General features: G+C 46.8%; 2 protein-coding genes. Both read right to left on the bottom strand.

Annotated features, from left to right (window positions below; translation table 11 throughout):
• Positions 1-31: 31 nt before the first annotated feature.
• Positions 32-11161, bottom strand: coding sequence for a hypothetical protein (locus ACK3SF_RS02500; protein ID WP_414838248.1), 11130 nt, complete (start codon positions 11159-11161; stop codon positions 32-34).
• 146 nt (positions 11162-11307) lie between these two features.
• Entirely contained in the window at positions 11308-13557 is a 2250-nt protein-coding gene (locus ACK3SF_RS02495; RefSeq protein ID WP_414838247.1) for a hypothetical protein, read from the bottom strand.
• Positions 13558-13575 lie beyond the last annotated feature (18 nt).

Raw genomic sequence — 13575 nt, 5'->3', positions numbered from 1 at the left:
TTTTCAGCTTTTAGATAGTCAGACTTCTGTTTTACAGTCTTCTGTAGTAGATAAGTGTTGATAGCAGCATCAGGAAGATCAGGTGTACCGGCAGCAGGCCTGGAACTTCTGAAGTTGTCTGGGATGTAGTGCCTGATGTATCCACGTTTTCCACTACATCTACTGTGACTTCATCAGATCCTTCTATATCTCCTGTAAGCGAGTTTGCACTTATACTGATATTTGCAGGCCCGATGTCATTATTCTGTCCGTAGACCTGGATGCTGTACTGGCGTGAGGACTCTGCTGGGACTGTCGTGGTGAACGAGTCGCCGTCGTATCCGCTGAACTGTGTGAAGGCCTCAAGCTCCTCATCAACGTCCATGTTTACTTCGTATGATGTCTCTGTGTTTCGGACATTGATTACCTTGAACAGAATTTCTCTTTCTGTAGTGGCCTCTACTGAGACGTTTTCCTGCAGGAATGTTACAGGCCAGTTTGCGAACCACTGTCCGGAGTAGCAGGAGATTGTTCTCTGGCTTTGTCCCAGATCAAGATCTACTTCGTCTCCTGGGCTGTATAGTTTTCTTTTGTCATGTCCTACAGAGTCGTAGTTTGATCCATCAAGTACGCAGTCGTCAGGATCATCGGCGATACCTATGACCGAGTAGTTTGTCTGAATAAGTTCTGTGGATGCCTGCTGTACGACGATGTTCTCTCCTTCGTCGTCTCCTCCACAGAATCCTTTCGTGGCAGAGTAGTTCAGGTACTCATCTGTTGGACTCCATGCGTTGTAGTCGGAGTAATAACTGTCTACAGATCTGTTGACATCTTTTCCTGTAGGCACCGGAGTCCTGTCCTCTGGATTATTCAGATACTTTGTAACGTTGCCCTGAGTTGATTTATTGAAGTCTCCAGAGTTCTCGGCAAGGTAAGGATTCATATCATCATTGATTCCCTCTACTACGGAGTAAGGCTTTCTGTCGATGTATTCAGGGCTTATCCATCTTACACCTGCTGATCCGTAGAGATTGTTGACCTGACAGAGTTCAGGGCCGTAATCCTGATCGTACCATACGCCGTAGGTATCCTGTGTTCTCTGCATACAGACCTCTGCATCGTCCTTTGAGCGTCCGAATTTTTCAGAGGCCTCATTAGTATTGACGGTGTCTCCTTCACGGTAAAGTGCGTATTCTCCTCCGCTTCTGGCCACACAGTCGTTTCTATCGGTTCCGCAGCCCCACTGTCCTGTTCCTTCAAGACTGTTCTGTGTGGCTCCCAGCTCTTCAAGCAGGTACTCCTTGTGATCGTCTCCACAGACCGGAGGCTCCTGTTCGAAGGCTCCTGTCTTTCCATCGGTGACAGCAAATGCGATATCTCCCGTAACGACGTGCGTGCTCTTGTCGTCATTCTTGTAGCTGAACTCTCCTTCATTATCACCGGTATCGAATCCGTATCCCTTGTCAGGGCCTGTGATATCGCAGCTGAAGTTTGCATACATGACGCCTACATCGTCAGGATCCTCCCAGACACCTTCAACTTCTCCGTCGTTATCGTAATCATTTGCTGCCGCAACAGAGTTTCCAAATATCTTGTCCTTCTTGTCTACACCCTGATCATCGACATCTGTTCTTTCCTGCACTCCATCTCTGTAGAAGCATCCTGCTCTGTTCTCCGTAGCTGGAGGATAGCCGTTTCCACGGTTATCGACCGAGTAGTTCATGAACCGTGTGAGCGCCCATTTATCAGGTCCTGGTGTGCTGTCCCTGCTGTCGTATACCCTGTAGTTTTCACCGTAGACATCGGATAGATTCCAGTTTCTCTGTGTAGCTGCACCTGGCTCGAACTGATCCGAAGAGTCATCAATCATGTTGTGGTAGCCGGTGAAACCGTAGAAATCATCGAAGTTGTCCTGTGGAGCACCTTCCTGCATCTCAGGATTGTTCGGGATAAAGGAGAAGTTACCTGCGTTAAACCATGAAATATTCTGTGTATCCGAACCTACATCCCCACAAGGCCCTGTAGAAGGCCTCTGCATGATTGTTCCACAGTCATCCTCCGTGGCGTATCCTGAAGGCCTGTAACTCTCGTACTCTGCCTCTGTGAATCCGGAGTTGTTGAAGAATCCGAAGTCTGTCCTGTTCAGCTTGTGAGTTCTGTTCTTCCAGTCAGTTCCAGGATTCCTGCTGAAATCATGATCTTCGAAGTACTCTATTCTCTCCCATGTCTTGTCAGGCTGATCAGCGATCTCCCGGATCTTGCTCTCTACAGTCCAGTTGTTATCCTTATCATAGAACTCTCCTCCAGGGATGCTCTTATCCAGGTCAAGACAGATCTCCTCATCTGCAATATCATCTCCACGCTCAGGATTCTCTCCCGGAGCAGAGGCCTCTGAAATATCTACTGTCTGTCCTTCACTGTAGACTTCGCCGTTGTACACGCAGTCACTGATCCTGTCCGCACAGCCGTAAATATTGTCACGTGAAAGGTTAGGCCTGAACTCATTCCCAACGTTAGAGCCGTGCTCACGGATCAGATACTCATTGTGATCATCTCCACAGGCACTTGGGAACTGAGGCTCATCCATCTGCTCTTTCTCTCCAGGATCAGACTCTATATCGAACTGTATAGGCCCTGAGACGGCGTGTATATCAGAGGCCTCGTATCCACTGCTTCTTGGCTCTCCGTAGTGGGCCTGAAGATTTGTTCCTTCTCCTGTATCGTAGCCGATTCCCCAGTCACTGGTGTTCAGTTCACAGCTGAAGTTGCCCTGTGTAAGTGATTTCTCTGTGGAATCAGGATTCACCCAGACTCCTTCCTCGTTGCCGTCGCCGTTGACTTCCTGTGCATAGGCGAATGAGTTTGCTACAACAGTCTCGTTCTTGTAGACCCAGTCTTCATCCTCTGTGGAAGGAGTGCCGCCGTAACACTTGCCAGGATCGTAGAGCTTTCCTGTTGGGCCTACTACATCAGATGTGCTGTCTGCGATAGCCCATGTGTCTTCTCTTCTGTTGATAGTGGAGTCATTAAGTGGAATTGTCTTACCCCACTTTGTAACGTTGAAGTTGAGTTCTCCACTGTTTTCCTCGCTCTGATTATTTGTTGCGCCGTGGTGTGCCCATGCAGTACCGTTGGCGTATCCAACGTACATTCTTACAGCTCTTCCCTCGAAAACGTTGGAATCGTCCTCTCCAACATCTTCTTCAAATGCCGAGTAAACTGCATATCCAGGCATGTACTGGTTCTCTTCTCCAATATCGGCGCAGTACGCCAGGTCAGGATCACAGTCGTCTTCAAGCGCGTATCCATCGGAGAAGTTCAATGGATTGAAAGGTGACAGCTCTACTTCCAGAGCTGCTGGGTGATCATCTGTAAACCAGTGATCTCCTGTCTCAGGCTCAACAAGCCTCTTGTAACTTGAAATATTGTCCTCTTCGTAGTCCCAGTCTGTATCGTTTGCACCTGTCAGATAGTCACGCCACTCAACATTGTCGATATCATGCCATTCTCCTCCCGGAATCCTGTCATCAGTATTTATACAGACCTCTGTATCGGTCGAATTGAGGCCGGCCTCGGCATCATTTCCTACACTTGAGATATCTACTGTCTGTCCCTCACTGTATACAGAGCCATTGTAAACACAGTCGCTTACTCTATCAGCACAGCCGTAGATATTATCTCTCTCCAGTGCAGGCCTTGCCTCATCTTTCGTGGAGTCGCTCATATGTTCACGGATCAGATGTTCGTTCTGATCATCTCCACATGCGTTCGGGTACTGTGGAAGATTGTCCTGTTCCATAGTCCCAGGATCATTCTCGGAATCGAACTGGATAGGCCCTGAAACTACGTGGAACTTCCAGTCCTCTGTATCATTGTAGCCTCTTTCACGTACATCTCCCTGTATAATTCTGAGTTCATCTCTGGACTGGTTGTTGTATCCCATTCCCCAGTCGGACATGTTGCTGAGCTCACAGGTACCGTATCCATTCAGAACTGCGTCTTCATAGTTATCCGGATCAACCCAGTCACCCTCCTTCTGGCCGTCGCCATCGACATCATGAGCATATGCAAACGAATTAGCTACGACAGTTCCAGCCTTTGTCTCACTGTTGAACCTTCCATAGCACGAACCATTCTTGTATACATGCCCTGTAGGCCCTACAGCATAGTAAGGCTCTCCCGCGATCGCCCATGTATCCTCATTCCTGTCAATTGTGGAATCGTTCAACTGAGGGAGATTCTCGAAAACATTCTGATCCTCCTGAGGATTCGATGCACCGTGTTCGGCACTTCCACCAACATACATCCTGACAACCGTACCATCGAATACGTCATAGTCATCAGCACCTTCACCCGCAACAAACGGAGAGTACACAAGATCGTCACTTGGATCGCTGTCATTATTCATATGCGTCTGTGTAAGGCCTGTATCCTCACAGTAACTGACTTCAGGCCCACAATCATCCTCAAGAGCAAATCCTGTAGAATAATTTACAGGATTATACGGCGAAATCATGGCCTCTCTTGCAGGATAATCAACGTCTGCACCCCAAGTATAGTTGAACCAGTGGACGTTTCCGCTTCCGTTCCTGTAGCTGATAAATCCATCATACGTCTCAGTCTTGTTCGGATCACCGTCTCCAATTACATGTTCTCTATTAGTTTCATTATCTGCATCCTGCCACTCTCCTCCCGGAATCTCCGGATTGGAGTCCACACATATCTCTGCATCCTCAGAACCTACTCCAAGCTCCTCGTCATCGCTCTCACTTGAAATATCAACTTTCTGGCCCATACTGTACACTTCACCGTTGTAAGCACAGTCACTAGGCCTGTCTGCACATACGTAGATATCCTCATCATCTAGCTGCGGATTATGCTCAGAGTTGTCTGAAAGGCTTCTATGCTCCCTGATCAGGTATTCGTTTCTGTCGTCTCCACAGGCCTCAGGGTACTGAGGCAAGTTCTCACTTACACCTACGCCGTTAGGATCCGAGTTGATATCGAACTTGATATCTCCGGCAACTACGTTCGGATCATTCGGATCGTATCCCTGTTCGCGGATGTCTCCTTCAATCTGCTGTAGTTCTTCACCATCTCCGAGGTTGTAACCGAATCCCCAGTCAGTAGCGTTCAGATCGCAGCTTGTTCCTCCGGAGGTAGCAGATCTTACACTGGAGTCCGGATTCACCCATACACCTTTCTTCTGATCCGCAATCTCTGAAGTATCATAGTGCGCATTTTCAGGAGGATATCCGTTGACATCAACCGCCATTGCAAGAGAGTTGGCAACGACTTTCTGATCTTTTGTCACCCAGTCGGCATCCGGTGAGTTCCAAGGGTTCATCCCGTAACAGGAACCATTCCTCCAGACCTCTCCTGTAGGGCCTACAGGCCACTCAAGTCTTGCTGACAATGCCCAGGTGTCTTCAAGCGGATCGATCGTAGAATCATTCAAGTTTTCGGTAGGCCAGTCATACTCCGTTGAATCGAACTCAAGGCCATAAGTATTCTCTGTATCCTGATCATTCGTGGCGCCTGTCTCGTAGCTAGCTGTACCGTTGGCGTATCCAACGTACATTCTGACGCTGCGTCCTTCGAAGACATTAGCATCGTCTTCAGGCCTTCCTTCCTCAAAGAACGAGTACACAGCATCAGGAGTGAAATGCTGTTCTGTGGCGCCTTCATCGGAACAGTACTGAATATTCTCTGCGCAGTCATCCTCCAATGCATATCCATCGGAATAAGTAATATTGTTATAAGGCGAAATTTCGGCCTCTTCTGCCGGTGCAAAGCTATCGTTGAACCATACTACGCCGTCACCGTCATAGTTTTCCTTTGTTCTAACGAAAGAATTCTGATAAGACGCTGTATTATCACCGATATGGTTTTCTCCCTTGATAAGCTGGTTGATTGATTCGTTATCCACATCGTACCATTCTCCTCCAGGAATACTTTCATCTACGTCTACACAGACTTCTTCATCCACAGAATCAACGCCTCTCTCACTACTCTGATTCTCCACGTTGATTACCTGGCCCTCGCTGTATACTTCTCCCTGGAATGTACAGTCACTGATCCTGTCCGCACATCCGTAGATATTATCTCTCTCCAGAGATGGATCATGTTCAAGGCCTTCAATAGGACTGTGATGTTCTCTGATAAGGTACTCATTTCTATCATCTCCACAGGCACCCGGATACTGCTGCAAGTGATCCTGCTCCGCAGCACCTGGATCAGACTCTATATCGAACTGTACAGGCCCGGCAACTACATGAGGATCGCTTCTATCGTAATCCTGCTCGCGTGCATCTCCACGGATAATCTGTAGATCAGAGTTGTTACCTAGATCAAATCCATAACCCCAGTCAGTAGAGTTTAGTTCACATGAAAGGATTCCTGTAGTAGCGGATTTCACGGTTGAATCCGGATTCACCCATACACCTTTCTCCTTTGATGTACCGTCTCCATTTACGTCAACAGTCATGGCGTACGAGTTACCTACAGCTTTCTGAGCCTTTGTAAGCTGGTAGTCGGGTTGATCAAGTACGTTCTGTCCGTAGCACTTTCCTTCACTGTAGACCTTTCCTGTAGGTCCAACGATCGCAGAAGTCCTGTTTGAAAGAGCCCATGTGTCTTCAAGCGGATCAATCGTAGAATCATTTAGCGATACAGTCTTACCCCACTTCGTAACGTTGAAATCAAGATTATCTGGCACGTTCTCCTTATCCTGACCGTTTGTAGCACCGTGCTCAGCTGACGCAGTACCGTTAGCAAATCCAACGTACATTCTTACAGAGATAGCTTCAAAGTAGTCGCTGTTCGGATCCGGCTTTGTATCATCTTCCGGACTAGGCCTCCTGTCATCGCCTATATGCCCTTCCTCAAAGAACGAGTACACAGCATCAGGCTCGAAATGAGTATCCTCCACTCCAGAGTCTTCACAGTAATCGATTGACGGCCCACAGTCATCCTCCAAAGCGTATCCATCAGAATAGTTCAAAGGATTGAACGGCGAGATTTCTACTTCTTCTGCAGGCCCATAACTATCTGTGAACCACTTTACGCCATCGCCGCTGTAACTTGCGTTTTCCCTTACCACTCCGGTGTACGTATCAGGATTATCCTCTGTATAGAGGCCTTGTTCCCCTTTCAGATACTGGTTCAGTGATTCGTTATCCACATCGTACCATTCTCCTCCAGGAATACTTTCATCTACATCTACACAGACTTCTTCATCTATTGAGTTGGTTCCACGTTCCTCTCTACCGTATGACTGTATGTCTACTACCTGGCCCTCGCTGTATATGGAACCATTGAATACACAGTCACTGATCCTGTCTGTACAGCCGTATATATCGTCCTCTGTAAGATCTGGCATCTGTTCGGTGCTGTCGGCGGTATCACGGTGTTCGCGGATAAGGTACTCGTTTCTGTCATCGCCACATGCGTTAGGGTATTGCTGAAGATTTTCGTCTTCTCCTACGCCGTTAGGATCCGAGTTGATATCGAAAGGTATGTCTCCGACTACAACATGAGGATCATCCCTGTCGTATCCGAACTCTCTTGCATCTCCACGGATAACCTGTAAATCGGCATCAGTACTTGCATTATATCCGAATCCCCAGTCAGTCACGTTTAGATCACAGGAAAGATTTCCTGTAAGAGCAGAGTCAACTGTGGAATCAGGATTCACCCAGACACCTTTCTTCCTGGAAGTGCCATCTCCATTGATATCAACGGCTTTTGCGAAGGAGTTACCCATCACCTTCTCATTCTTAGTTACCTGGTAATCATCGACACTTAGCGGGCTACGACCATAACACTTTCCTTCCGGATAAGGCCTTCCTGTAGGCCCTACAGCCTTCTCAGTGGTATTTGCGATTGCCCATGTATCCTCCAGTCTATCAATACTTGAATCATTCAAGTTCTCTGTAGGCCAGTTATCAGATGAATCAAACACAGTATTTTCCGTATTCTCCTCATCCTGATTGTTTGTGGCACCATGCTCGTAACTAGCTGTACCGTTGGCATATCCCACCCATGTCCTGACAGAAACTCCTGTGAACACCTCTCCAGCAACTATTTCATCCTCGCTACCATCCTCAACAAGAGAATTGATTCTGTCATCTTCAGGCCTACCTTCTTCAAAGTATGAATACACCGCCCTCCCCTCCATATGAGTATTTGCAAGGCCTGAGTCCTCACAGAACTCTACATCAGGCCCACAGTCATCCTCCAGTGCATATCCATCAGAATAATCCAGTGGATTGTAAGGAGTTAACTCTACCTCAGCAGCAGGCCCGTAGCTATCTGTGAACCATTTAACGCCATCGCCATCATAGCTTGAATTAGCTCTTACAAGTCCGTTGTATGTATCAGGATCGTCCTCAGTGTAAGTTTCTCCGTCGTCTTCCTCCCCTTTGAGCAACTGATTGATAGATTCGTTATCCACATCAATCCATTCTCCTCCAGGAACAGTCTCATCAACATCAACGCAGACTTCCTCATCTACAGAGTTAGAACCACGTTCCTCTCTACCGTATGACTGAACATCCACTACCTGGCCCTCGCTGTATACTTCTCCGTGGAAAGCGCAGTCAGATATACGATCAGCACAGACATAGATGTTTTTACGGCCAAGATTTGGCTTCTGCTCCGTGTCATCTCTACTATCCATGTGTTCACGGATCAGATACTCGTTCTGATCATCCCCACAGGCCTCAGGGTACTGCTGGAGATTTCTACCTGATCCTATGCCATCAGGATCGGAATTTATATCGAAAGTAATGTTTCCTGTAGCAGCGTGAAGATCCTCTGGCTCATATCTAGGATTAGTATTGTTATCGGTAACCGTTAGACCTGATCCTGTATTGAAACCTATTCCCCAGTCGTTTCCGTTGATCGCACAGCTCGTTCCTCCTGTCAAAGTTGTCTTGTTCGTTATATCAGGATCAACCCAGACTCCTTCCTTAGTACCGTCATCATTGAAGTCAACTGCTTTTGCGAAGGAGTTACCCATCACCTTCTCATTCTTAGTTATTATGTACTCTCCTTGACTGTTTCCAGCATCAAGAGGCGATCTTCCATAGCATGATCCATTCTCCCATATATGGCCTGTAGGGCCTACAGGATGGTATGAATAATTAGAGATTGCCCATGTATCCTCCAGTCTATCAATACTTGAATCATTAAGATTAGCAGTAGGCCACTCATCAGAAGAATCGAAGACTACGCCATCCGTATTCTCCTCATCCTGACCATTTGAGGCCCCATGTTCAGCGCTTGTTCCATCACTTGTCCCATCCCCAACGTATGTTCTTACTGCAAAGCCTTCGAAAACGTTTGCATCATCAGCGTACATACCTTCCTTGAATGGCGAGTATACGAACTGGCCTTGAATCAGTTCCTCGTAGAGGCCTGAATCATCACATCCGCTGTTTATACTGTCTCTGAGTGCTGGATCACAATCATCCTCCAATGCATATCCTACTTCAAACTCGGCAGGGTTGTAAGGAGAAATTCTTGCTTCTCTTGCTCCCGGAGTATCATCCCCATCATGCCAGACCACGCGTCCTGGCTGGCCTTCTATCGGTTCTTCATCACGGACATAGTACTCCGGGTTATCTCTAGTCCCATCTCCTATAAGGAACTCTCTAATGGACTCATTGTCCGGATCTACCCATTCTCCTCCAGGGATTGAGGAATCAAGATCAACACAGATTTCCTGATCTATTGAGTTGACTCCTGCCTCCCTCCCTCCTTCTCCCTGCACATCCACAAGCTCTCCCTGACTGTAGACCTCTCCATCGAATACACAGTCCGTAGGCCTGTCAGCGCAAGCATAGTAATCAGATCTTCCTTCAAGATTTGGATTGCTCTCTCCACCGTAAGTAGCAGCGTGTTCACGAATCAGATATTCATTCTGATCATCCCCACAAGCATCAGGATACTGCTCAAGATTATCCTGTTCATGACTAGTAGGATCATTAGCGTAATCAAAGTTCAGATCCTCCGCCTCGGCAGAAACACTGTGAGGATTCTCTGGATTGAAACCACTATCATCAGGATTGTATGGATCACCCTCTTTATCACAGTCGCCTTCACGACAGACAAAATCGGTGTTCAACTGGTTAACCTCTGAGAAACCGAATCCCCAGTCCTTACCTGTAAGATCACATGAGAATCCTCCAAGCGTAGCAGACCGATAATCATTATCTGGATTGATCCAGTTACCATCCTCAGAATAGTCTTCAGGAAATGCCAGTCCCAGAGAATTAAATCTGCTCTGACTGCTGAGGCCTCCATCGTACTCTTGAGAAACATTAGCAAAAGAGTTGGCGTAAGTGGCCTGTCTCTTGTTCTTATCTACTCCCTGAACTCTTTCAGCACCGTAGCATTTTCCAGGCCTCAGCGGAGTACCATCATTTGCAATCACGTAACCCAGTGTAGGAGTCATAGCCCATTCGTCGTCTTCAGGATCAATATGACTGTTCTGAAGAGGTTCATCCTGAAGGCCTTCTATAGGTGTTTCCTGATCCTGGGTGTTTCCTGATCCCTGACTTCCGTCAGGATGTCCTGTCGAGTTTCCTGCCTGTACACGATTATGATAGTTATTGAGGCCTCTTATCGAAAAAGGAGTATCTGTATCAATATTATTGTCGTCGTCCAGACTTCCTTCAGTAAAGTTAGCTGCAAATGGATCATCGAATCCTGTATTACTGCGGATATCTTCACACTCAAGGAAAGTTGAACAGTCATCCTCCATGGCTATACCGCTTCCCTCTATTATACCTGTTGAGTCCTGAGAGGAAGCTGAATCAGGCTGTTCAACCCAGTAATCTCTCCATGCATCTGAGTGGACTGATCCTGCGTTATTTCTCAGGTACTGTGTGACTTCCCATTGATCAAGATCCCACCATTCTCCTCCTTTGTCTCCGCCACGGTAGTTATCACTTTCTCTTTTCTGTCCGGATGCAACATCATCTCCTTGGCCTCCGATGTTCAGACATACTTCTTTATCCGGATGCCAGCCTCCTGCTTCAAAGCTGACAGCACCTCCATCATTAGTTACAATCTTTTGCCCTATATCTTTGACTTCTCCCTCTCTATAAACCGTGTTGTTGAAGTAGCACGAATCCTCATAACTTGTCCGGCCTTCTAGAACGTTAGGATAATCCATTGCAAGCTGCTCATTAGCCTCGGGGCCTTCAAAGTAAATCCAGTATTCATCTCTGGTGTCTAAGACTGCTCCTTGGGAAGCACCGAACTGGACTGCCGTAATGAATACTAAAGCCAGAATCAGGATTTTGAGGCCTTTATCGAAGTTTATGAGCCATCACCTCCAACTACATTTGGCTTGTGGAATGGAACGGGCTCGTTAGGGAAGTCTTCCCCGTAATCATACTGGCATCTTAATATTGATTGGTGGGCGCCGCCTATTAGCTCCTGATACTTGCGGCAAGCGCCAAATGACTCGTTTACATGTATAGTATCTATTGTTTCAAACTCGGATTCTGGCTGTGTTGGGCTATCCCAGTCGCTCCATTCTTTCACAGATAGATCGACAGCTGCAACGCAGAAGATTATCCCGTCAGGACACTGGCCTGGAGGAGAATACTCGCTTACATCCACAAAATTAGTCTCTTGGGCCTCCATGAACCCTTCATCGTTCCCGACTTTTTCTCCTGAAGGACTTACGATAGCTGTCTCTTTGTTAAATGCCGGAATGCTCTGAGTTTTGCTTCCTTCCTTTACAGCAATGAAAGAGTCGCCGAATCCATTTGTTCCATCTACATCAAACACTCCGTAATAGTCACGCTTGGAATGGAATGTTCCATCCTGGACAGTTACCTCAAAACTTGAAGAAGAGACCGCAGGACTGTTAGCAAAGTCATCGTTTAGATAATTGGTTTCAGGAGAATAGTAAGGTCCATTATAAACTATATTGTCAAGATTATAATGGCCATTGAATAAAGCTTCCTTGGAAGAGGCCTCCGAAGGCAGATTTTGATTGTCCTCGTAAACAGTACTGAACACTGCTTTTTCACGGAACTCAATGTCTTCATATACTATATCTGTATCATGTGTTACTGTGCTAGTGTAAGAATCTCCTCCTTCACCGTCTCCATCATAATCCGGAGCGCTGTCTGTCCATATGTATTCATAATCTGAAGGTGAGCATGGATCGGAATCTCCTTCTTCGAAATCACACTCCATTTCATCGGTAGTTGTAGGACAGTTATTTGCAGGGTGCGTTCCCCAACCTGTTTCTATATCCCGTTCAACATTTACAGTAAAGCCTCTGTCAGTAATATCTTCAACATATCCGGGATTGTTTAGAGGATCATCCGTTGCCTCTGTACGGTATGCCTTTGTAGGAATCTGGACTTCTCTGGTATCGCTTGCAATCGAATAATTTCTTACACTGTTAGTCACTACATCACTGGTCAAACAGTAAGAGTTACCGGTTGACTGGCAGCTAACATTGGTTCCATCAGTACCTCCGAAATCACATGAAGTTGGAACACGGAAGCCGGTCTGAGTATAATGCGTTATACTTGACTCCACTAGATCAACGTCAGAGACCTGGGTATACGTCGTCTCTGAAGCATACGGGTAAACGACTTTTATCTCCCTTCCATCGGCGAAGAAATCAGGTGCTGCACTAATACCATCGTGTTCGTAGAGCTCTTCAGTTCTAGGCCTTCCCTCTGGAGACTGTATATTTATAGTATCTTCTCCTCCAGCTTCAAGCCCCAGAAGATCCATCTCATAAGTTGGAGGATCAGACTGCTCAACCGGAGCACCATGATTTATACCGACATCCACAGTAAACGAGTCTTTTAGCTCATCCGTGATATCATTAGAGGATTGCTGTGCAGTCCTTGTCTCTCCATCAACAGTTAGATCATCGAGGAAGCCCCAGTCTTCAGGACATCCTACGTTCTTCCCCTCATTCATGTTTCTGTCCCCATTACCACATGTCTCGACTTCCGGATTGCTGAATATGGCTCCCTGTAAAGGATTATTAACAGCTGCTCTACCCGACATATCTCTTTCAGCATCCTCACGATCTACATAATCAGTAATAGAAGCATCATACTTCTGAACTCCGGTACTCTTCAGTTCTCCTCCCGCCCATTGTGGATATCCAAAGCTATCTATCCACCGCTCCACAACCAAAGGATCGTTGCCTACAACCTCATTGTACGAACAGTAACCGCTTTCAGGATCACAGTCCTCTATTCTAAGGCCTAAACTTCTCTCAACAAATCCTGGATAAGATACAGAAAGATCCGTAGTATCAGGGCCTTCTCCACCGTAGAGTTGATATGTTAGATCCGAATCCCTCATATCATACTCGGATCTGTCATACTGGTACACTTTCGTACATCCTGTGTCAGTCCTATCTATAAGATTATCGTCATCGTTGTCTTGATCATCGTTACATACACCCGTAGTAGGCGCTGGCTTTCCGGAAACATCAACTGTTCCATCTCCTCCATAGGCCTGAACCGATACTGAGAAAAGAAGTAGGCCTGCGATTAAAGCAACAGGAGCCAGATGCCTATACATGAATAACATGTTTCTTTG

Origin of the sequence: Candidatus Nanosalina sp. VS9-1, from assembly GCF_047555085.1 — an archaeon.
Taxonomy (GTDB): Archaea; Nanohalarchaeota; Nanosalinia; order Nanosalinales; family Nanosalinaceae; genus Nanosalina.
The sequence above is the reverse complement of the archived record's forward strand: the minus strand, read 5'-3'. Positions and strand labels throughout refer to the sequence as shown.

Bases quoted from the DNA above. Each gene is read 5' to 3' on its own strand.
- ACK3SF_RS02500 (WP_414838248.1), bottom strand. From the start codon at position 11,161: ATGGATTATCCTAACGTTCTAGAAGGCCGGACAAGTTATGAGGATTCG.
- ACK3SF_RS02495 (WP_414838247.1), bottom strand. From the start codon at position 13,557: ATGTATAGGCATCTGGCTCCTGTTGCTTTAATCGCAGGCCTACTTCTT.